Raw genomic sequence first — 19,305 nt, 5'->3', positions numbered from 1 at the left:
CGAACCGGCAGAGCCGGGCCACCGCGCGCCACCGCGCGACAAGTCGATCCAGGGAGTGCCGTGGGCGTCAGCCTCAAGGACGTTGCGCAACGGGCGGGCGTGTCCATCAAGACCGTGTCCAACGTGGTGAACAACTATCAGCACGTCACACCGAAGATGCGGGCCAAGGTGCAGCAGGCCATCGACGAGCTCGGCTACCGGCCGAATCTCACCGCACGCCATCTGCGCAAGGGCCGCACCGGCATCATCGCCCTCGCCGTCCCCGAGTTCGGCAACCCGTACTTCGCGGAGCTGGCCGGAGAGGTCGTCGACGCGGCCGCCCGGCACGACTACACCGTGCTGGTCGACCACACCGGCGGACTGCGGGAGAAAGAGCTCCTGGTCAGCCAGGGATTCCGGTCCCATGTGATCGACGGTCTCATCCTCAGCCCGATCCATCTGGAGACCGAGGACCTGATGGCGCGCACCGAGACGGCGCCGCTGGTGCTGCTCGGCGAGCGCGAGTACGAGGCCCCCTACGACCACATCGCCATCGACAACGTGGCGGCGTCCCGCGAGGCCGTGCGGCATCTCATCGACCAGGGAAACCGCAGGATCGCCTTCCTCGGCTCGCGCACCGGCCGCGAACGGCAGCCGGCCCATCTCCGGCTGCGCGGCTGGCGCGAGGAGCTTGCCGCCGCGGGCATCGAGGCCGACGAGTCGCTCGTCGTGGTCACCGACGGCTACGGCCGCGAGGACGGGGCCACCGCCATGGCCGCCCTCCTGGACCGTGGGGAACGGCCCGACGCCGTGTTCGCCTACAACGACCTCATCGCCATCGGCGCGATGCGCACCCTCTCCGAACGTGGTCTGCGCATCCCCGAGGACGTGGCCGTCGTCGGGTTCGACGACATCGAGGAGAGCCTCTACGGGGCCACCACGCTCACCACGGTGGCCCCCGACAAGGAGGCCATCGCCCGGCTGGCGGTCGACAGCCTCGTCGAGCGGCTCTCCGGTGGCCAGGTGTCCGAACCCCGGCGTCCCCGGCCCGGCTACCGGCTCGTCGTCCGTGAATCCACCGTGCCCCGGCCGCCCGTGTAGACCCGCCGCCGGACTTCCTTCTCCCCGAGGGAGTCCGGCGGCGTGTCCAGGGCCAGGGCCCACCGTCCTCGTCCCGCCCGGCCGTCCGCTCGTCCCAAGGATCTCTGATGCCTCGCCCCACCGTGAACCGCACACCGTTCGGCGCCCACGGGCCCACGGACGTCGATCTCTGGACCCTCGACTCCGGAACCGGGATCCGGGCCGAGATCCTCACCTACGGCGGCATCCTGCACCGTCTCACCGTGCCCGACACCGGGGGAACGCCCACGTCGGTCGTGCGGTCGCTGGTCTCCCTCGACGACTACGCGGGCGAGAACCCGTTCTTCGGCGCCCTCATCGGCCGCTTCGCCAACCGCATCGCGCACGGCCGCTTCACCCTCGACGGAACGCCGTACCGGATTCCGGCCACCGACCGGGGCCATGCCCTGCACGGAGGACCCGACGGATTCCACACCCGCGTCTGGCAGGCCCACGGCGAGGCCACCGGCAGCGCCGCGACGCTCCGGCTCACCCTGCACAGCCCCGACGGCGACATGGGCTTCCCCGGAGCGATGGACGTCGCCGTGACATACACCCTCGACAGCACGGGCACCCTGGCCCTCGACTACAGCGCCACCACGGACCGGCCCACCGTCGTCAACCTCACCAACCACGCCTACTTCGACCTCACCGGACGGGGCGACATCCTCGGGCACACACTCCAGGTGGACGCCGACAGCTACCTCCCCGTCGACGAGGAGGGCATTCCCGAGGGCCCGGCCACGGCTGTGCGCGCAACCCCGTTCGACCTCACCGCCCCGCACGGCATCGGAGAGCGCATCGCGCTCCCGGACGAGCAACTGCGACGGGCCGGTGGCTTCGACCACTGCTGGATCCTCCACGAGCCCGGCACACCGTCCGGCCTGCGCAGGGCGGCGCGGCTCACCGCCCCGGGCGCCGAGCGGATCATGGAGGTGTGGACCACCGAACCGGGCATCCAGGTCTACACCGCCAACCAGCTGGACGGCACTCTGACCGCCCCCGGCGGCGGGCGCCACGAACGCCACGGCGCCGTCTGTCTGGAGACCCAGCACCTGCCCGACTCGCCCAACCGGCCCGACCAGCCCGGCACCGCTCTGCGCCCCGGCGACGTCTTCTCCAGCCGTACCGAGCTGCGGTTCCCGCACCTCGCCGAGGCGGGACGAGGCGAGGCGGGACGAGGCCGTGCGGTGCGGGGAATGCCGGAATGAGCCGGGCTGTTCGCACGTCCATGACCTTTTCTGTGGACGTGACCGTCCGGGGCTACGAGCTCGACACGCAGGGACATCTCAACCAGGCTGTCTACCTCCAGTACGCCGAGCACGCGCGCTGGGAGCTGCTGCGGGCCGCCGGGCTGCCCCAGGAGAAGCTGCTGGCCGACGGAGTGGGGCCCGTCGCGCTGGAAGTCACGGTCAAATACCGCAGGGAGCTGCGGGGCGGGGAACGGGTGAGGGTCTCCTGCCGGTTCGACTACGGGCAGGGCAAGACGTTCACGGTCGCCCAGCAGATCCTCAAGGAGGACGGCACGGTGGCGGCCGAGATCACCGGCGTGGCGGGCGTCCTCGACCTCACCACACGCCGGCTGGTCGCCGATCCGGCCGGCCGGCTCGCGTCACTCGCCAAGGAACCGGAGCTGCTGAGCGGCTGATCGCGGGACGGCCCCGGGCGTCAGCGGACCTTCCGGCCCGCCGCGAGGGAGGCCACCGCCTTCTTGAGGCGGGCCGCCCTGACCTCGGGGCTCGTCGCCGTCATCAGACGCAGGAGAACCAGGTAGCGGTCCGATCTGCCGAGCTCCTCGTAGAAGAGCCGGGCCGGCCCGTTCGCCTCCAGGGCCGCGGCGAGGTCGGCCGGGACGGTGGCCTTGCTCTGCGAGGGGTACGCAGCCGCCCACCGCCCGTCCGAGCGCGCCGCCTCGACCTCGGCGAGGCCGGACTCACGCATCCGGTCCGCCGCGATGAGTGCCTCGGCCTTCTCCACATTGATCTGCGACCACGCGCTCCGGCGCCGGCGGGGCGTGATCCGCTGGAGGTAGTACACCTCGTCGAAGGACTTGCGCTGCCCGTCGATCCAGCCGAAGCAGAGCGCCGAGTCGATGACGTCGGCGGCGCTCACCGACTCCACGCCTGAGCCGCGCTTGGCGATCTTCAGCCAGAGCCCGGTCCGGTCGGCGCGGTGCCGCTCCAGCCATGCGTCGAGCTGGGCGACCCGTGCGAAGGGACGTGCGTTGTCCAGGGTGTCCAGGGTGTCCGTCATCCTGCTGCGCCTCCTGAGTGGTCCGGGCCCGTGCCCGCCCGCCGAGCCAGTCTCATCTGCATTCAGGTCGGATTCTGTCCTGTATGAGCCGAACTACGAGGGGTCTCGTATTATGGTGAGCCCCGGACGAAGCGACGATGCGGAGCGACAGTGACCCCTGCCAGCGCCACCGACCCGGCAGCCGGCGCCCGCATGCTGGCCCATCCCGCGCGGGACGAGATCAGGCTCGAATCGGTCCTGCACGCGCTCTCCGACCCGGTGCGGCTGTGTGTGGTCCGTGAACTGGCCGCCGCCGACGACGAGCTCACCTGCTCCCGGTTCGACCTGCCGGTGACCAAGTCCACCAGCACCCACCACTTCCGGGTGCTCCGCGAGAGCGGCATCGTCCAGCAGGTCTACCGAGGGACGGCCAAGATGAACGGGCTCCGGCGCGAGGACCTGGAAGCGCTCTTCCCCGGACTGCTCGACCGGGTGCTCGAAGCGGCGAACCTCCAGGCCGACCGCGACGGCTGGGAGTAGTCGTCCCGGCGCGGACCGATGGCCACGGCACAGACCGACTGCCGTGACGCAGACCGGCCGTCATGGCGCGGGCCGGCCGTCATGACGAGGGCGGGCGGTCCGGGCGCGGGCGGAGGCCGTCGGGGTGTGGACCGACCGTTCCTTCGCGGGCGGGGCAGTCCCTGGCTGTCCGGGACTGCCCCGAGCCGCCCGAGGTCTGTTCCGAGCCGTTCCGGACCGTCGCGGGCCGGCCGCCATGCCCGTCCGGGGCTGCTCCGAGCCGGCGTCCGTACCTCTCCGTCACACCGGCCCGGTGCCGTGCGCCGCCCCCATCAGCCCCGGCCAGTCCGGGATCTTCACCGGTCCCCGGCCGAGCGAGCGCCCGAGGGCCGCCTCCGCCCGCTCGATCGACAGCCAGCCGTCCCACTCCACCGGCCGCAGCTCCCAGGACCGCAGCACTGCGAGGGGATCCGGGGCGGACGCACGCCCCACAAGCAGGGGCGCGTCCTCGATCAGTGACGCGACGGTCTCCTTCGCGCACGAACGGTTCGTTCCGATCACCCCGGTCGGACCACGCTTGATCCACCCCGCTACGTACTCCCCGGGGGAGGGTGCTCCGTCCCGCAGCACCCGGCCTGCCCGGTGGGGAACTGTTCCGCTCATCTCGTCGAACGGAAGTCCGGGCAGCGGGAGTCCCCGGTAGCCGACCGCCCGCAGGACGAGCTCGGCGCCGATGTCCTCGTACGTGCCGGTGTCGCGCACCCCGCCGTTGCCGTCCGGGGCCGTCCGGGCGAACCGGACGCCGGCCACCCGCCCGTCGCGCTCCAGCAGCTCGACCGGGCGCAGGAAGAACCGCAGCCCGATGGTCCGGAGGCGGTTGTCCCCGGCCCGGGGTGCCTCACGAGCCCATCCCCGCAGCACGTCGAGATTCCGCCGCACCAGCGCCGGCAGCGGCGGGGTGTCCGGTGCCGTGCTGCCGTACGCCGGGTCCAGGGCGAGTTCCGCCGGGTCCACGACCATCCGCGCGCCGGGCAGCGCGCCGAGCTCACGGAGCTCCTTGGTGGTGAACCGGGCCTGGGAGGGGCCCCTCCTGCCTGCCATGCGCACCTCGCGGACCCGGCTGTCCGCGAGCACGCCGAGCGTGGGCTGCGGTACATCGGTGGGCCGCAGTTCGTCGGCGCCCCGTGCGAGGATCCGCGCCACGTCGACCGCCACGTTGCCGACACCGATCACGACGACCGAACGGGCGCGCAGCGCGAACAGGCCGGCGGCCGCATCGGGGTGGGCGCTGTACCAGGAGACGAACTCGGTCGCCGAGTGGCTGCCGGGCAGTTCCTCGCCCAGAATGCCCAGCGGGCGGTCCGTGGCAGCTCCGACGCAGTAGACGACGGCGTCGTAGAGCTCGGCCAGCCGTCCGGGCGGCACCCCGTCCCCGCCCACGGCCACATGACCGACAAAGGTGACGCGCTCATGCTCCAGGACGGCCCGCAGGCTCTGCTGCAGCGATTTGATCTTCGCGTGGTCCGGTGCGACCCCGTACCGCACGAGTCCGTACGGGCAGGGCAGCCGGTCCAGGACATGCACCCGCACATCGGGCACCACGGTCTGGGCCAACAGCGCCTGGGCGGTGTAGACCCCGCTGGGGCCGGAGCCGACGACAGCGACACGAAGCACGGCGCACCTCCTCCATGAGGGTGTCTCCAGCATCCCACCGGCGAACCCGGTGAGGGAGAAGCACGCCCCGTGCTCGTGGCGGCCGGAGGTCTTTCAGGGGCGTCGGAGGCGGTCGGGGTCTTCGGGGGCGGGCGGCCCTCAGGAGGAGAGAGCGCGCATCCGGGCGATCTCGGTGGTCTGCTGGGCCACGACATCACTGGCCATCTCCTCCACCTGCACGTTGTTTCCCTCCGAGAGGACGTCGGTCGCCATGGCGACCGCGCCCTGGTGATGCGCGATCATCAGCTTGAGGAACAGCTGGTCGAAGGCCGTCCCCTTCGCCGCCCCGAGTTCTGCCAGCCGGCCGGCCGTCGCCATGCCTGGCATCGCGCCGTGGTCGTGCTTGCCGGACTGCCCGGAGAGGCCGTGGCGGCTGAGCCACCCTTCCATTGCTCCGATCTCGGGTTTCTGGGCTGCCACGACATCACCGTGCTGCCGTCCAAGGACCTGGCTGCAGGTGCCTGCATGGGTGACGGTCTGCTGTTCTCCATCAAGGACCCGGAGAATCCCAAGATCATCGACCGGGTGCAGGACAACGTGAACTTCGCGTTCTGGCACTCCGCCACGTTCAGCCAGCGAGCCGACAAGGTCGTCTTCACCGATGAGCTCGGCGGCGGCAGCGCGGCGACCTGCAACGAGGAGATCAGTCCGAAGCGCGGTGCCGACGGCATCTACGACATCGTCGGCAGGGGAGACCACCGCAAGCTCGTCTTCCGCAGCTACTTCAAGATCGGCCGTCCACAGGCCGGCACCGAGGTCTGTGTCGCCCACAACGGCTCGATCATCCCGGTCAAGGGCCGGGACCTGATGGTCCAGGCCTGGTACCAGGGCGGAGTCTCGGTATGGGACTTCACCGATTCCTCCCGCCCGAAGGAGATCGGCTTCTTCGAGCGCGGTCCCGTCACCACCGACGAGGTCACCACGGCCGGTCCCTGGTCGGCGTACTACTACAACGGTTACATCTACTCCAACGACATCGCCAAGGGCCTCGACGTTCTGAAGATCGACGACTGGCGGACCGACCCGGCGAAGCGGGTGCGGACGGGCGAGCTCAATGTCCAGACGCAGCCGGACTACTTCGACCGCTGAGCCCTGCGAGTCGGCTGGGCCTGCCGGGGCAGGCCGTCGCCGACAGCTGAACGCGGTGGCGGGCCGAGTGCCGGCCGCGCGGCCGGTCCCGCCCGGGTCTTCACCCGGCGGGACCGGCTCCTGGGTGGCGGGGTGCGTTCATTGACCCATCCGCCGCGCCGGGACCTGCTGTACCACCGCGCGGGCCGTTTCCCGTATCCGGTCCGTCACGCGGTTCCGGTCCGTCACACGGTCCACCCGGCCCGTGCTGCGGCCGGGCGGGCTCCCTGGTTCCGGCAACGCGGGGGATCGCCGGAACCGAGCGGTCTCAGGCGGCCTCGTAACGGTGCGCCCGGCCGCCCCGCCACTCGACCCACGCGGGGCTGTCCAGGATCCGCTCGGGATCGTCCAGCCCCGCACCCTCCAGGAACACGATCACATCGTGATCCGAGTGCGCGAGGCCGAGAATCTCGACCCGCCCGTCGCGTTGTACGGTGACGCGCCGACCGCCGGAGGGGGATGGCCGGAAGATCACGATCGGGGGAGAAGCCATGCCTCCAGGGTGCGACGTGCCGACGGCCGTCGCACAGCGAACCGGAAACCCAGCTCCGCGGCAGATCGGACAGACGTGCCGGACCCGCACCGGCTGTTGTGGAGCAGGTGGAGCAGGTGGAGCGAGTAGTGCCGGCTGCGCACGTGGTTCGGGCAGCGGATGCGGCTCAGGCGGCGGACCTGGCGTTGGCGCCGGTGGCCGCGGCCCACTCGACCAGCAGCTGCTGGTACTCCTCCTCGTCCTCCGGGGACAGGTATCCGCCCGAGCGCTGCCACAGGTCGCGAATGTCTTCATTCACCACTGCGGCGGAACGCACGGAACCGGACGGGCGCGGAGTCGGGGACATGGTTACTAGGCTACGGCCCCGATGTGACAATCCGACCCATGGCGCGTCAGGGACATCTCTCACATGTCTCTCAGGCAACCTCGGCGGTCAGTCCGAGCTCCAGCAGTCCGTCCGGGCGCTCGTCCACCGGGGCGTGCCGTACGAAACGCACGTCGCAGCCCAGCGCGGCTGCCCCGCCGTCCGCGTGCCGGTCGTCGCCGACCATCACCACATCGGTCGGATGCTGTCCCAGAAGTGTGCAGGCGGTGTGGAAGAGGCGCGCGTCCGGCTTGTGCATGCCGTGCTCGAAGGACAGGACGTACGCCTTCACATAGGCGTCCAGACCATGCGCCAGGAAGACCGGCCTCAGGTCCCACCCGATGTTGCTGACCACACCGATCGGGATGCCCCGGCCGTGCAGGGCGGCCAGCACCTCCTCGGTATCGGGATAGGGACGCCACGCGGCAGGGGCCCGGTGCCGCTCGTACAGCGCGTCGTGGAGCCCCGGGTCGGGCAGCTCCACCTGGCGGGCCAGGCCTGTGTACGCCTCGCGGTGCCGGTCCGCGCTCTTGTCGCGGAATGCCCAGGCCGACGCCAGTCTTCCGGGCACCTGCTGGGGAGGGGGGCCACCCGGCAGGGCCCCGGAGGCCTCCAGTTCCCGCACGTACCGTTCGAAGTCGTCATCCGCCACGCTCACGTTCCGATCGGCGAGGGTCGCGGCGAGCCAGGAACGGACGGATTCGATCCGGAACAGCGTCCCGGAGAAGTCGAAGAGCACACCCTTGATCGGCATGGGCCGATCCTCGCCGACGCGTGCGGGCGGGGCAAGAACGCCTGTTCAGCCCCTTTCATCCGGACGGAGGCGGGAAGCGTACCGCTCGTACCCGGCCGCCGCGAAGACGGTCAGGGCCACGCCCAGCAGCCATCCGCCCAGTACGTCGGACGGCCAGTGCACGCCCAGGTAGAGCCGGGTGAGTCCGACCCCGAGCACCGAGATGCCCGCGGCGGTCAGGGCCGTCCGCCGGATCCAGGGCCGGGCACCTGACCGGCGCAGGAGCCACAGCAGCAGACCACAGCTCACGACGGCCGTCATCGCGTGTCCGGAGGGGAACGCCGCGTAGTGGGCGGAATCCACCGGATCGGGCCACCGGGGGCGATCCCTGCCGACGGCGGCCTTGATGCCCTGCTGGAGAAGACTGGAGGTCAGGCTCGTCATCGCCACCCAGGCCGCGAGCACTCCTGCCCCGCGCAGCCACAGGGCGACCACGGCGACGGCGGTCAGTGCGCGCATGGCCCACGGGTCCCACACCCAGTCCGTGAGGATCCGGTTCACGTGGACGAGGCCGGGCTCCGTCACCGCCCGGCGGTGCAGGGCCCCGGCGATGTCACGGTCCAGGCGCATCAGGGGAGGCCACCGCGTGGCGACCAGCCCCAGCAGCACCAGAGCGAGAGCTCCGCAGACGACTCCCGGCCACAGTGCCGGCGAGGGGGCGGGGGTGCGGGTGCGGTGCGAGGGGGAGAGGGGCGGGGAGTGCATGAGAGTGATCCTTGCCGACGGGCGGGGCGCACGGCCACCACCGCGCGGCGGGACCACTCGGCGAGTACTGCCGCGGATCGCTGCGCGGCCCCGCCCGTGCGTCGGTGCCGGGGCTGCCCCGAGCAGCGGCCGCCACCATGAGGGCCGCCGCCTACCCCAGTGCGCTGAGAGCGGGAACGAATGCCACCAGCAGCGGGATCGCCGGCAGCAGTGTGGCCGCCGCGGTCAGCCGCAGCCGACGGCCCGCCGTGAGCCGGCCCGCGGGTGCCAGCAGCCGGTTCACCCGCAGCGGCATCTGTGCATCCGGTGTCGGACAGGGGCCGAACACCCCACGGTCCTCGTTGAGTTCGACCAGCGCCAGCGCGATGGTCAGCCGGCCGAAGCGCCTGGAGGCCGTGTCGTCAGCGGCGAGTTCGACCAGCCGGTGCATCTCGCCGCGGAACGCCGCGAACACCGGAACCTGCGGAAACCCGGATGCCAGTGCCGCCGAGCAGTTGAGCAGCCAGTCATGGCGTGCGTTCGCGTGTCCTTGTTCATGAGCGAGCACCGCGTCGAGCTGACGGCCTTTCAACCGCCCCAGTGCGGCAGTGGTGATGACCAGCCGGGGTGCTGTGCCGGGCAGCCACCAGGCGTCGGGACGTTCCCCCTCCAGCACCACCAGCCGGCCGCTGCCGGGTTCCTCGCCGGGCATCAGCGGGGAACGCACCAGGAGTTCGGACCGCCGCTGTCTGCGCTCCAGGCGCACACGGCGGATCTCACGGGTCAGCATCGCCGCCGTCCACACACCGCCGAGCGCAAGGAGTACGGCCATCACGGCCGACCACGGTCCATAGGAGGCGAGTGCGTAGGCCTCGACGACGGCGTGCGGGGCGGGGGCGAACACATGGCCGCGTACCGCCTGCCAGGCCGCTGCCGCACTGAAGGTCATGGACAGCCCGAACGACAGCAGCACACCGGCCACCACGCACTGCCAGACCCATAGCGCCACCACGGGCTCGCGCTCCGGCCATTCGGCCCGCGCCATCAGCCGCGGAGTCACGACGGCGGCCAGTGCACCGAGCAGCAGCAGTGCGAGGGAGACCATCATGGCGTCACCCTATGAGCGGCATGGTGCGCGCGGGTATGGCTGCGCTCAGCAAGTGATGTACGCCACGGTTTGCGGGACCTCCTGTCTCACAGGGTGAGCAGCATGGCGAACATGGCTATCCCCATGGTCAGCCGGCACGCCAGCGCCAGCTCCGGACGTGCCCCCCAGCTGCCCGCCGCCGGTCCGCCGGCCACGGCCCCGCTCCCGGCCGCCATCGCGGTCACCGGTACCAGCCGGGCGCCGGACCGCAGCACGTACGCTGCGTAGTAGATCAGGAGCAGCCCGGTCAACAGGGGAACGCCCCCTGCGGCTGCCATGGCGTGCGAGGCGTGACCGCCGTGACCTGCCCCGCCCGGCCGCGCCATGACGACCGACATGTAGACCATCGCCGACGAGCCGACCAGATGGTGCAGATGATGACCGCTGCGGCGCGAGAACCACAGGGCGCGCAACGCGGCAACGCCGAAGAGCGTGGCGTACAACGCCCATCCCCAGGCAGGCGGCGCGACGACGGCGGCAGGCACCGCCATCGCCGCCATTCCGAACCCCATCAGCGCTTCCGCGCGAGCCGTCCTGCGTTCCTCGCCGCTCCCGCTGTGGGCCCGCAGCAGGCAGTACGCACCCGTCGCCGCGCACAACGCCATCAGCAGCCAGCCGGACATCGCAGGTCCGTGCACAGCAGAACCTCCCCCCGGGCGAACGGAATCGCCCCTTCTGGTCGATGCCCGCGCCCGGAGGCCCGTACGCGGCGCACTGAGGTACAGGGGAGCGCGTGACAGGGGTGAAATCGCGCAGCCGCGGTGCGGGCCCGCATGATTCCGGCTGCTCGGCGCCCGGAACCGGGCTCCGCCCCTCGACCGGCACCCGGGAGTTACGCTGCTGCCGCACGGCGACAGCAGAGAATCGGAGAGCCCCACCATGGACACCGCCCCGCCCCGCGAACCGGGTCAGCTCGCCTTCCGCGACGCGACCGAAGCAGATGTGCCCGCGCTCGTGGAGCTGATCCAGTCCGCGTACCGAGGTGACTCCAGCCGCGCGGGATGGACCACCGAGGCGGACATCCTGCAGGGGCAGCGCACCGACCCGCAGGGGGTGCGTGAAGTGGTGGAGGACCCCGGCAGCCGGCTGCTCGTGGTGGAACGCGACGGCGAGCCGGTCGCCTGCTGCCAGCTCGAACACCGAGGTGAAGCCGCCTACTTCGGGATGTTCGCGGTCCGCCCCTCGCTCCAGGGCGCGGGGCTCGGCAAGGTGGTCATCGCCGAGGCGGAGCGCAGCGTCCGGGAGCGCTGGGGCGCGCGCGAGATGCACATGACCGTCATCTCGGTACGTGACGAGCTGATCGCCTGGTACGAGCGCCGAGGCTATCGCCGTACGGGGCGGCTGAGCCCGTTCCCGTACGGCGATGAGCGCTTCGGTATCCCGCAGCGCGACGACCTCGCCTTCGAACTGCTGATCAAGGACCTGCCCGCGAGCTGACCGAGAACCGCAGGCCGGCCGCGTGGCGCGCCGCGGCGGGTACGGGTCACGTAACCGCCCTGCCGGCCCGCGGGGCGGGGCCGGCACCTGTCGGGGCGGTTACGCGGTGAAGCGGACCGGCAGATGCCGGGCGGTTACGCGGTGAAACGGCCCGCGCGGCGGATCTCCGGGAAATCGGTGGTCGCGCCGTCGAGCCCGAGCCCGCGGGCCAGCCGCAGATGGTCCTGGGTGTTCACCACCCAGCCGACCACGGTCAGCCCCTCGGCGTGGGCCCTCTCGACCAGTTCCAGTGTGATCCGCCGGACGTTGAGCACCAGCCTGGTGGCGCCCACCGCCTTCGCGCGGTCCACCACGTCGTCACCCCAGCGGCTGGCCACGAGCGCCGTCCGTACCCCCGGCACCAGCTGGGCGATCTCGGCGATCGCTTCGTCGTGGAACGAGATCACCTCGACCCGGTCGACGAGATCGCGCCGCCGCATCACCTCGGCCAGCGTGCGGGCGGCGGCCACGTCCTTGATCTCCGCCTGCAAGGGGGACCGCACAGCGTCGAGAACCTCCTCGAAGACCGGTACCCGCTCTCCCTCCCCGGCGTCGAGTTCGCGCAGCTCTGCCAGGGTCTTCTCGGCGATCGGGCCCTTGCCGTCGGTCGTCCGGTCCACCTCGGCGTCGTGCATGACGGCGAGGGCGCCGTCCTTGCTCAGGTGGAGGTCCAGCTCGATGAGGTCCATTCCGGCCTGCTCGGCGTGGGCGAACGACCGCAACGTGTTCTCCGGCTCGACACCCATCACCCCGCGATGACCGATGGTGAGAAAAGACAAGGGACTCTCGCTTCCGTCGACGGCTTCTCCCTGTTTGCCTACCCACCCGCCGCTACGGCATGACCGCGGATCCGGCTGACCGGTGTCCCGTCGTGGAGTGCGGTCCTGCCTCGCGCGGGGGAGTGGATCCGTGATCCCGGACGCCCGCGGCGCCGAGCAGGAATCCGGTGATGACGGCGGCGACCAGGACGGCACGGATGCTCACGCGCGGGTTCTCCCGAGTGCGTAGTGCGTACGAGGGGCGGACGCCGTCCGTCCTACCGGCAGCTGCCTGTCCGCCGCGAGCTGTGTCACTCATGCGTGGGCGTGTTCTGTGCGGGCTTGCCGGTTGGGTGTGCGAATCGAATGCGGGGCTTGCGTGCTGGTGGTGCCCCGCCGTTTCGCTGTAGGCCCCTGTTCGTGTGCGGAAGACTTCGCTGAAGCAGCGTGCGACAGGAAAAATCACGGTGACCATGGGGATGGGCAGGATATTTTTCGGGCCCCCACTTGTATCGGGGAACCGCACGCGGATACGGTTGTGTGACGCGAGGTTCTCCCGTGGAGGAAGTGTTATGACGGAAATTCTTGTGCACGACGTCGCCGCCGGCGGCATAGCTTCCGCCCATCCGGTGATCGAGCACCCGGCCTGGCCCGCGCTCAAGAGTGCCGTGGAGGAGATCCGGCCCTGGCAGTCGAAGGACGGCTCGATCGACTTCGACGCCGAGGACGCGCCTGCCCCGGAGGCCGCCCGGGCCGCCCTGGAACGGGTGGCCACCGCGGTCGAGGAGCTCTCGCCGCTGCTTCCGCACGACGCCGCGTACCACCGCGCCCTTGTCATGGACCTGCGCCGCTGGGCAGCCGACGGGTTCGGTGTCCCGGACTTCCTCGACTCGCTCCTGGCGTTCCAGCCCGCCAAGGACCGCGCCGACGGCCTCCAGCACCTCGTGGTCTTCGCGATGTACACGCAGAACGGCAATCCCGACCGCAACCTCGAAGCGGTCGTGCTCCGGATGGTCTGGCCCGAGTGGCTCGCCGACCTGGAGGCCACCCGTTACGACAACCCGTTGTTCTGCGGCATCACCTTCGAGGACTTCACCTCCGGGTACGACACCAACTCCGCCGTGCTCTTCCCGGAGACCATCGCGGTGCGTGAGGCCCCCGAGCGCTTCAGCTGGGGCGGCATCTTCTGTGACCGCGAGGCCGCCCGCTTCCGCCGCGTCACCGAGGCGTCCGTCGAGCTCCTGAGCGTCGAACTGCCCGAGGACATCCGCGAGATGGTCGGCGACCAGCAGCGCTGCGAGCAGGCCTTCGTGCTCTGGGACATGGTCCACGACCGTACCCACAGCCATGGCGACCTGCCGTTCGACCCGTTCATGATCAAGCAGCGCCAGCCGTTCTGGATGTACGGGCTCGAAGAGCTGCGCTGTGACCTGACCGCCTTCAAGGAAGCCGTGAAGCTGGAGGCCGACGGCTTCGAACAGGGCCGCGACGTGCAGTACGCCGTGCTGTTCGACCGGATGTTCCGCTTCCCCGTCACCGGCGAGCGTGTCCGCAACTACGACGGTCTCGGCGGCCAACTGCTCTTCGCGTACCTCCACAAGCACGATGTGGTGCGCTGGACCGACAACACCCTGAAGATCGACTGGGAGCGTGCCCCGCAGGTCACCAACCAGCTCTGCGCCGAGATCGAGAAGCTGTACCGGGACGGCATCGACCGCCCCAAGCTGGTCCACTGGTTCGCCGCGTACGACCTGGTCGCGACGTATCTCTCCCCGCACCCCGGATCCCGCTGGGCCAAGGGTCCCGACGCCCTGGACCTCTCCCTGCCGCCCCGCAAACTCGTCGACGACGTGCTTCCGGACGAGTTTCCCCTGAGCATGTTCTATGAGGCGCTCTCCAAGAAACTGAAGAACGTGATTGCCTCCACCAAGGGGATCACTGCCGCGGACGCCGGGCAGGCGGCCGCGTGAGCGCACATCATGAGGAGGCGGCGGCCATGAACGGAAACGGCAAGGGAAGCGGGAGCGGAGCGCTCGAAGGCGCTGTCGTCGCGGTCGCGGGCGCGGCCGGCCCGGCCGGCCGGGCGGCCCTGCTCCGGCTCGCCGAGGCGGGCGCGGTCGTCGTCGCCTCGGACGCGAACGCCACCCGGCTCGCGGAGGCCGTGGACGCGGCCCGCTACGCCCACGGCGGAGCCACCGTCACCGGCGACACCGTCGATCTGCTCGATCTGGGCGCCGCCCGGGAATGGGCCGACAAGACGGAGAAGGAATTCGGCAGGATCGACGGTCTGGTCCACCTGGTCGGAGGCTGGCGCGGCAGCCCGACCTTCGCCGAGACCGACCTCGCCGACTGGACCCTGCTGGAGAAGCTGCTGATCCGTACCGTCCAGAGCACCTCGCTGGCCTTCCAGGACGGTCTGCAGCGCAGTGACCGGGGCCGCTACCTGCTGATCAGCGCGGCCGGTGCGAGCAAGCCCACCGCGGGCAACGCCGCCTACGCGGCGTCGAAGGCGGCGGCGGAGGCATGGACCCTCGCGCTCGCGGACGCCTTCCGCAAGGCGGGGGGTGACGAGGGCCCGCAGAGCGCGGCTGCGATCCTGGTCGTGAAGGCACTGGTGCACGACGCGATGCGCGCCGAGCGCCCGAATGCGAAGTTCGCGGGCTTCACCGACGTCAAGGAGCTGGCCGATGCCATCGCCGGCGTCTGGGACGCGCCCGCCCCGGAAGTGAACGGAAAGCGCCTGTGGCTGACCCCGCAACCGTAAGGACCGACGCGCGTCGTCATCACGACCCGCAGGTACGCGGATTCGCCAGTGACAACTACGCGGGAACCCACCCGGAGATCCTCGCGGCCCTTGCCCTCGCCAACGGCGGTCATCAGATCGCCTACGGCGAGGACGACTACACCGGTCACCTCCAGCGCGTGATGCACAGCCACTTCGGCCCCACCGCCGAGGCCTTCCCGGTCTTCAACGGCACCGGCGCCAACGTGGTCTCGCTCCAGGCGATGACCGACCGCTGGGGCGCGGTCATCTGTGCCGAGTCCGCCCACATCAATGTGGACGAGGGTGGTGCGCCGGAGCGGGTGGGCGGTCTCAAGCTGCTCACCGTGCCCACCGAGGACGGCAAGCTCACACCGGAGCTCATCGACCGGCAGGCGTACGGCTGGGACGACGAGCACCGGGCCATGCCGCAGGTCGTCTCGATCACCCAGAACACCGAGCTCGGCACGGTCTACACACCCGGCGAGATCCGGGCCATCTGCGAGCACGCCCACGGGCACGGCATGAAGGTTCATCTCGACGGGGCCCGCATAGCCAATGCCGCGGCCTCCCTGGACGTACCGATGCGCACGTTCACCAACACCGTCGGTGTCGATGTGCTCTCCTTCGGCGGGACGAAGAACGGAGCCGTCTTCGGCGAGGCCGTCGTGGTGCTGAACCCGGACGCCGTCCGGGCGATGAAGCACCTGCGCAAGCTGTCGATGCAGCTCGCCTCCAAGATGCGCTTCGTGTCCGTACAGCTGGAGGCGCTGCTCGCGGGCGACCTGTGGCTGCGTAACGCCCGGCACGCCAACAGCATGGCTCAGCGGCTCGCCGAGGGCGTCCGTGCGGTGGACGGTGTGGAGATCCTCTATCCCGTCCAGGCCAACGCCGTCTTCGCGCGGCTGCCGCACGAGGTGAGCGAGCGGCTGCAGAAGCGCTTCCGGTTCTACTTCTGGGACGAGAAGGCGGGCGATGTCCGCTGGATGTGCTCCTTCGACACCACGGAGGACGATGTCGACGCGTTCGTCCTCGCCCTGAAGGAAGAGATGGCCGCCCGGTAGGGCCGCCCACCAGATGCCTGCATGGATATGCGGTCGATCGGAAATCTATTGACTCCGGTCGGCCGCTTTCCTACGCTCGGCCACCATGGAGTTCACACAGCAGGTACCCGACATCTCCGCCTACCTGGCCGCCGACGACGTCATCGACCACGAACACCCGCTGGTCCGCGAAACGGCCGCACGGCTGCGCTCCGGGGCGACGGACGCGGGCTCGTACGCGAAGGCGGCGTACTGCTTCGTGCGTGACACCATCCCGCACTCCTTCGACTCGGGCGATACGCGAGTCGTCTGGCGCGCCTCGGACGTCCTTGCCACCCGCAACGGAATCTGCCACGCGAAATCGCACGCCCTGGCCGCCCTGCTGCGCGCGGAGGGCATCCCGGCCGCCTTCTGCTACCAGGCGCTCGCCGAGGACGACGGGGAGCCCGGAGTGGTACACGGGCTGATCGCACTGCGGCTGCCCGGCCGGAATGCCTGGAACCGGCAGGACGCCAGGGGCAACCGCCCCGGCGCCGACGCGCAGTTCTCCCTGGACGGTGAGCGGCTGGCCTGGCCGGTCCGGCCCGAGCTCGGCGAAGTGGACTATCCGATGCTCTACGCGGCGCCGCATCCGGCGGTCCTGCGCGGTCTGCGGACGGCCGTCGACCGGGCGGAGCTCTGCCGCACCCTGCCCACGGCACTCTGATCCCGGCGGGCTCGACGCGGCGTGCGGCAAACCCGCGAGGCGTCGCGCCGTGGCGGTTCCTCCGGGGCACGCGGTACCGTCCGTGCCCCGGAGTGACGTTTCAGCGCTTTTCAGCCCAGGCCCCGCACGGGTCCGTCAGCCGCGCTCGCGGACCTCGGCGGCCGTCGGAGCCGTACCTCCGAGATGCGAGGGCACCCACCAGGTGTCGCTCGCGTCCTTCGGGCGCACCGGATAGGCGCGCTGGGCCGCTTCGAGCAACTCCTGGACGCGCTCGCGCAGTCGCCGGGTGATCGCGCCGGCGTACTGGTCGGCGGGAGCCTCCACCGGCTCACCGACCCGGATGGTGACCGGGATGTGGCTGCGCTTGAAGTTGCGCGGGTGCCCCTTGGTCCACAGGCGCTGGGTGCCCCACAGCGCCATCGGGATCAGTGGTACGCCGGCCTCCTGGGCGAGGCGTGCCGCGCCCGACTTGAAGCTCTTCAGGGTGAAGGACTCCGAGATCGTCGCCTCGGGGAACACTCCGACGATCTCCCCGGAACGCAGCGAGGCCAGTGCGTGCGCGTAGGCGTCCTCGCCCTGCTTGCGGTCGACGGGGATGTGCTTCATGGCGCGCATCAAGGGGCCCGAGACCTTGTGCCGGAACACCGACTCCTTGGCCATGAACCGCACCAGCCGCTTCTGGGGCAACGCCGCGAACCCGCTGAAGATGAAGTCCAGATAGCTGATGTGATTGCTTACCAGAACCGCGCCACCGGTCTTCGGGATGTGCTCCGAACCCTGGGTGTCGATCTTCAGGTCGAGCGCCTTGAAAAACGTACGAGCGGCGCCGATGACCGGCCGATAGACGAGTTCTGCCATCTGGAGAAGACCCTTCTTCAGCGCCTGGGGAGGATTCTCCCGGCGGAAGTTACGCAGCCGTAGGTTTTCGGCATTGGGCCGATCGTGCCCCATGCGCGTCGTGGTGGCCAGTCTCGGCGGGCGCGGGGCGCGAGATTCTCGTCACGTGGAACGCAGGGGAATGCCCTGGTGCCGGCAGGTGCTGACCCCTTGAGGAGAGCCATGACAGGAGGCCGAAGGTGAACGGGCGGATCCGTACGGACAGGCTGGACGCGGCCCAACTCGGTGTGGAATTGGGGGAAAGGGCGACACTCGTCCAGTTCTCCAGCGCGTTCTGCCAGCCCTGCCGGGCCACTCGCCGCACCCTCTCGGAGGTGGCGGGCATGGTCGACGGCGTCGCACATGTGGAGATCGACGCCGAGGCGCATCTCACTCTTGTGCGCGCGCTGCACATCAGCCGTACCCCCACCGTCCTGGTCCTCGACGCCGCCGGCCTGATCGTCCGCCGGGCCGTCGGGCAGCCACGCACCGTCGATGTCGTCGCCGCGCTGGGGCAGGCGATGTGACGGACCGTGATGCTTCTCCCACCTTGTGGAACGCTCTTGACTGCACCCACCACGCATCGTCACTCTGACGCTATGCCGCCAGAACTCCTTCTCCACGGCCGGGTCCACATCGACCTCGTCCGCCACGCGAGTGCGCGTTGTCCGGATGCCTGAGCATCCACGACCCGGCACGTTCGACGCACGGAAGGACATTTCCATGACGGCATCACCCGAGACCAGTACACCCCGGACGGCATCCCCGGATCTTCTGCGTTCCGTGTTCCGGCAGCACGCCGCCGGGGTCGCCGTGATCACCGCCGCCGGTGACCGGCCGGTGGGCTTCACCGCCACCTCCCTCAACTCCGTCGCGGCCGATCCGCCGCTCATCTCCTTCGGTGTGGGGACCTCGTCCTCCAGCTGGCCGGTCGTCGCGGAGGCGGACCACATCGGGGTCCACATACTCGGCGAGCATCAGCGGGAACTGGCCGCCACCTTCGCCCGCAGCGGCGCCGACCGGTTCGGCCCGTCCACCGACTGGCGCAGCGGACCGGAAGACGTCCCGGTGCTGAACGGCGTGCTCGCATGGCTCGTCTGCCGGGTCGTGGCACGGGTTCCGGCGGGGGACCACCGGATCGTGATCGCCCAGGCGATCGTCGGCGACCTGGCCGGTGGCGGCAGGCCGCTCCTCTATCACCAGGGCAGGTTCACGGCTCTGCGAGACTGAGATCTCCTCGTGGTGCCAGGGCGCCGGGCGTAGGCCAGATCACAGCGCAAAGCGCTTGCTCATTGGTCGCCCCAAAGGTGTACTGGCGAGTAATATTACGGTCGGAGCATGGGTCGCCCCGACCGGAAATCGCCCCATCAGGCGCCTATGCTGCGTGCAACAAGGCAGCCCGGAAATGACGATGCAGTAGGAGAGCCGGCGTGAGCTTGAGGATCGTTGTCTGTGTGAAGTACGTGCCCGACGCGACCGGTGACCGGCATTTCGCCGATGACCTGACGTTGGAT

General features: G+C 70.4%; 22 protein-coding genes and 3 pseudogenes. 13 read left to right on the top strand and 12 right to left on the bottom strand.

The window, feature by feature from the left end:
• The first annotated feature begins 60 nt into the window (after positions 1-60).
• From ACZ4LX_RS30440 to ACZ4LX_RS30430, 3 genes are all read left to right on the top strand, one after another.
• Positions 61-1,080: a LacI family DNA-binding transcriptional regulator gene (locus ACZ4LX_RS30440; protein ID WP_467650103.1), complete on the top strand. Its 1,020-nt coding sequence runs from the start codon at positions 61-63 to the stop codon at positions 1,078-1,080.
• A 107-nt stretch (positions 1,081-1,187) separates the two neighbouring features.
• Positions 1,188-2,309 carry an aldose epimerase family protein gene (locus ACZ4LX_RS30435; protein WP_467650102.1) on the top strand — a complete coding sequence of 374 codons (1,122 nt, stop codon included), beginning with the start codon at positions 1,188-1,190 and terminating at the stop codon, positions 2,307-2,309.
• Positions 2,310-2,329: 20 nt separating this feature from the next.
• Entirely contained in the window at positions 2,330-2,746 is a 417-nt protein-coding gene (locus tag ACZ4LX_RS30430) for an acyl-CoA thioesterase (RefSeq protein WP_467650100.1), read from the top strand.
• A 20-nt stretch (positions 2,747-2,766) separates the two neighbouring features.
• Here ACZ4LX_RS30430 and ACZ4LX_RS30425 read toward each other — a convergent pair whose 3' ends face one another.
• The gene (locus tag ACZ4LX_RS30425) at positions 2,767-3,351 is read right to left on the bottom strand and encodes a YdeI/OmpD-associated family protein (RefSeq protein WP_467650099.1); all 585 of its coding nucleotides are present in this window, start codon (positions 3,349-3,351) and stop codon (positions 2,767-2,769) included.
• Between the two features lie 192 nt (positions 3,352-3,543).
• On the opposite strand from ACZ4LX_RS30425, the gene ACZ4LX_RS30420 reads away from it, so the two are divergent.
• A complete protein-coding gene (locus ACZ4LX_RS30420; RefSeq protein ID WP_467650135.1) occupies positions 3,544-3,870 on the top strand; it encodes an ArsR/SmtB family transcription factor in 327 nt (108 codons plus the stop codon).
• A 279-nt stretch (positions 3,871-4,149) separates the two neighbouring features.
• Here the strand turns inward: ACZ4LX_RS30420 and ACZ4LX_RS30415 are convergent, their stop codons facing one another.
• Together ACZ4LX_RS30415 and ACZ4LX_RS30410 are read right to left on the bottom strand one after the other, a co-directional pair.
• Positions 4,150-5,523, bottom strand: coding sequence for an FAD-dependent oxidoreductase (locus ACZ4LX_RS30415; protein ID WP_467650098.1), 1,374 nt, complete (start codon positions 5,521-5,523; stop codon positions 4,150-4,152).
• Positions 5,524-5,661: 138 nt separating this feature from the next.
• A pseudogene (locus ACZ4LX_RS30410) lies at positions 5,662-5,985 on the bottom strand (DUF305 domain-containing protein); the annotation flags it as partial.
• On the opposite strand from ACZ4LX_RS30410, the pseudogene ACZ4LX_RS30405 reads away from it, so the two are divergent.
• Positions 5,974-6,651: pseudogene (locus ACZ4LX_RS30405) on the top strand (LVIVD repeat-containing protein); the annotation flags it as partial. The pseudogenes ACZ4LX_RS30410 and ACZ4LX_RS30405 overlap by 12 nt on opposite strands.
• A gap of 307 nt (positions 6,652-6,958) precedes the next feature.
• Here the strand turns inward: ACZ4LX_RS30405 and ACZ4LX_RS30400 are convergent.
• The 6 genes from ACZ4LX_RS30400 to ACZ4LX_RS30375 form a co-directional block, all read right to left on the bottom strand.
• Positions 6,959-7,183, bottom strand: coding sequence for a hypothetical protein (locus ACZ4LX_RS30400; RefSeq protein ID WP_467650097.1), 225 nt, complete (start codon positions 7,181-7,183; stop codon positions 6,959-6,961).
• 166 nt (positions 7,184-7,349) lie between these two features.
• Complete coding sequence (locus ACZ4LX_RS30395; protein ID WP_467650096.1) at positions 7,350-7,529, bottom strand: hypothetical protein; 180 nt, start codon at positions 7,527-7,529, stop codon at positions 7,350-7,352.
• A gap of 70 nt (positions 7,530-7,599) precedes the next feature.
• Positions 7,600-8,301 carry an HAD family hydrolase gene (locus ACZ4LX_RS30390; protein ID WP_467650095.1) on the bottom strand — a complete coding sequence of 234 codons (702 nt, stop codon included), beginning with the start codon at positions 8,299-8,301 and terminating at the stop codon, positions 7,600-7,602.
• Positions 8,302-8,346: 45 nt separating this feature from the next.
• A complete protein-coding gene (locus ACZ4LX_RS30385) occupies positions 8,347-9,045 on the bottom strand; it encodes a phosphatase PAP2 family protein (protein ID WP_467650094.1) in 699 nt (232 codons plus the stop codon).
• Between the two features lie 151 nt (positions 9,046-9,196).
• Positions 9,197-10,132, bottom strand: coding sequence for a M56 family metallopeptidase (locus ACZ4LX_RS30380; protein WP_467650093.1), 936 nt, complete (start codon positions 10,130-10,132; stop codon positions 9,197-9,199).
• Positions 10,133-10,218: 86 nt separating this feature from the next.
• Complete coding sequence (locus ACZ4LX_RS30375) at positions 10,219-10,809, bottom strand: DUF5134 domain-containing protein (protein WP_467650091.1); 591 nt, start codon at positions 10,807-10,809, stop codon at positions 10,219-10,221.
• A gap of 241 nt (positions 10,810-11,050) precedes the next feature.
• Here ACZ4LX_RS30375 and ACZ4LX_RS30370 point away from each other — a divergent pair, with 241 nt between their 5' ends.
• Complete coding sequence (locus ACZ4LX_RS30370; protein ID WP_467650090.1) at positions 11,051-11,608, top strand: GNAT family N-acetyltransferase; 558 nt, start codon at positions 11,051-11,053, stop codon at positions 11,606-11,608.
• A gap of 134 nt (positions 11,609-11,742) precedes the next feature.
• Here the strand turns inward: ACZ4LX_RS30370 and ACZ4LX_RS30365 are convergent, their stop codons facing one another.
• The gene (locus tag ACZ4LX_RS30365) at positions 11,743-12,426 is read right to left on the bottom strand and encodes a glycerophosphodiester phosphodiesterase (protein WP_467650089.1); all 684 of its coding nucleotides are present in this window, start codon (positions 12,424-12,426) and stop codon (positions 11,743-11,745) included.
• 52 nt (positions 12,427-12,478) lie between these two features.
• Positions 12,479-12,631, bottom strand: a complete 153-nt coding sequence (locus ACZ4LX_RS30360) for a hypothetical protein (protein WP_467650088.1) — start codon at positions 12,629-12,631, stop codon at positions 12,479-12,481.
• Positions 12,632-12,977: 346 nt separating this feature from the next.
• On the opposite strand from ACZ4LX_RS30360, the gene ACZ4LX_RS30355 reads away from it, so the two are divergent.
• The 4 genes from ACZ4LX_RS30355 to ACZ4LX_RS30340 all read left to right on the top strand — a co-directional run bounded on the left by ACZ4LX_RS30355 (position 12,978) and on the right by ACZ4LX_RS30340 (position 16,915).
• Positions 12,978-14,375 carry a DUF6421 family protein gene (locus tag ACZ4LX_RS30355; RefSeq protein ID WP_467650087.1) on the top strand — a complete coding sequence of 466 codons (1,398 nt, stop codon included), beginning with the start codon at positions 12,978-12,980 and terminating at the stop codon, positions 14,373-14,375.
• Between the two features lie 26 nt (positions 14,376-14,401).
• Complete coding sequence (locus tag ACZ4LX_RS30350) at positions 14,402-15,169, top strand: SDR family NAD(P)-dependent oxidoreductase (protein WP_467650134.1); 768 nt, start codon at positions 14,402-14,404, stop codon at positions 15,167-15,169.
• Positions 15,148-16,230, top strand: coding sequence for a threonine aldolase family protein (locus tag ACZ4LX_RS30345; protein ID WP_467650086.1), 1,083 nt, complete (start codon positions 15,148-15,150; stop codon positions 16,228-16,230). The genes ACZ4LX_RS30350 and ACZ4LX_RS30345 overlap by 22 nt, the downstream gene beginning before the upstream one ends.
• An 85-nt stretch (positions 16,231-16,315) precedes the next feature.
• The gene (locus ACZ4LX_RS30340) at positions 16,316-16,915 is read left to right on the top strand and encodes a transglutaminase-like domain-containing protein (RefSeq protein WP_467650085.1); all 600 of its coding nucleotides are present in this window, start codon (positions 16,316-16,318) and stop codon (positions 16,913-16,915) included.
• Positions 16,916-17,050: 135 nt separating this feature from the next.
• Here ACZ4LX_RS30340 and ACZ4LX_RS30335 read toward each other — a convergent pair whose 3' ends face one another.
• Complete coding sequence (locus ACZ4LX_RS30335) at positions 17,051-17,773, bottom strand: lysophospholipid acyltransferase family protein (RefSeq protein WP_467650084.1); 723 nt, start codon at positions 17,771-17,773, stop codon at positions 17,051-17,053.
• Positions 17,774-17,991: 218 nt separating this feature from the next.
• Here ACZ4LX_RS30335 and ACZ4LX_RS30330 point away from each other — a divergent pair, with 218 nt between their 5' ends.
• The 3 genes and pseudogenes from ACZ4LX_RS30330 to ACZ4LX_RS30320 form a co-directional block, all read left to right on the top strand.
• A complete protein-coding gene (locus tag ACZ4LX_RS30330) occupies positions 17,992-18,318 on the top strand; it encodes a TlpA family protein disulfide reductase (RefSeq protein WP_467650083.1) in 327 nt (108 codons plus the stop codon).
• Between the two features lie 196 nt (positions 18,319-18,514).
• Positions 18,515-19,021 (top strand): flavin reductase family protein, encoded by a 507-nt coding sequence (locus ACZ4LX_RS30325; protein WP_467650082.1) that lies wholly within the window; start codon positions 18,515-18,517, stop codon positions 19,019-19,021.
• Positions 19,022-19,221: 200 nt separating this feature from the next.
• A pseudogene (locus tag ACZ4LX_RS30320) lies at positions 19,222-19,305 on the top strand (electron transfer flavoprotein subunit beta); the annotation flags it as partial.

It is taken from the genome of Streptomyces sp. NPDC026062 (assembly GCF_055568375.1).
Note: the sequence above shows the minus strand (reverse complement) of the source record. Positions and strands in the feature narration are given on the sequence as shown.

Excerpts from the sequence above, each read along its gene's own strand:
- ACZ4LX_RS30435 (WP_467650102.1), top strand. The coding sequence starts at position 1,188 with ATGCCTCGCCCCACCGTGAACCGCACACCGTTCGGCGCCCACGGGCCC.
- ACZ4LX_RS30430 (WP_467650100.1), top strand. The coding sequence starts at position 2,330 with ATGACCTTTTCTGTGGACGTGACCGTCCGGGGCTACGAGCTCGACACG.
- ACZ4LX_RS30425 (WP_467650099.1), bottom strand. The coding sequence starts at position 3,351 with ATGACGGACACCCTGGACACCCTGGACAACGCACGTCCCTTCGCACGG.
- ACZ4LX_RS30420 (WP_467650135.1), top strand. The coding sequence starts at position 3,544 with ATGCTGGCCCATCCCGCGCGGGACGAGATCAGGCTCGAATCGGTCCTG.
- ACZ4LX_RS30400 (WP_467650097.1), bottom strand. The coding sequence starts at position 7,183 with ATGGCTTCTCCCCCGATCGTGATCTTCCGGCCATCCCCCTCCGGCGGT.
- ACZ4LX_RS30395 (WP_467650096.1), bottom strand. The coding sequence starts at position 7,529 with ATGTCCCCGACTCCGCGCCCGTCCGGTTCCGTGCGTTCCGCCGCAGTG.
- ACZ4LX_RS30390 (WP_467650095.1), bottom strand. The coding sequence starts at position 8,301 with ATGCCGATCAAGGGTGTGCTCTTCGACTTCTCCGGGACGCTGTTCCGG.
- ACZ4LX_RS30385 (WP_467650094.1), bottom strand. The coding sequence starts at position 9,045 with ATGCACTCCCCGCCCCTCTCCCCCTCGCACCGCACCCGCACCCCCGCC.
- ACZ4LX_RS30380 (WP_467650093.1), bottom strand. The coding sequence starts at position 10,132 with ATGATGGTCTCCCTCGCACTGCTGCTGCTCGGTGCACTGGCCGCCGTC.
- ACZ4LX_RS30370 (WP_467650090.1), top strand. The coding sequence starts at position 11,051 with ATGGACACCGCCCCGCCCCGCGAACCGGGTCAGCTCGCCTTCCGCGAC.
- ACZ4LX_RS30355 (WP_467650087.1), top strand. The coding sequence starts at position 12,978 with ATGACGGAAATTCTTGTGCACGACGTCGCCGCCGGCGGCATAGCTTCC.
- ACZ4LX_RS30350 (WP_467650134.1), top strand. The coding sequence starts at position 14,402 with ATGAACGGAAACGGCAAGGGAAGCGGGAGCGGAGCGCTCGAAGGCGCT.
- ACZ4LX_RS30340 (WP_467650085.1), top strand. The coding sequence starts at position 16,316 with ATGGAGTTCACACAGCAGGTACCCGACATCTCCGCCTACCTGGCCGCC.
- ACZ4LX_RS30335 (WP_467650084.1), bottom strand. The coding sequence starts at position 17,773 with ATGGCAGAACTCGTCTATCGGCCGGTCATCGGCGCCGCTCGTACGTTT.
- ACZ4LX_RS30325 (WP_467650082.1), top strand. The coding sequence starts at position 18,515 with ATGACGGCATCACCCGAGACCAGTACACCCCGGACGGCATCCCCGGAT.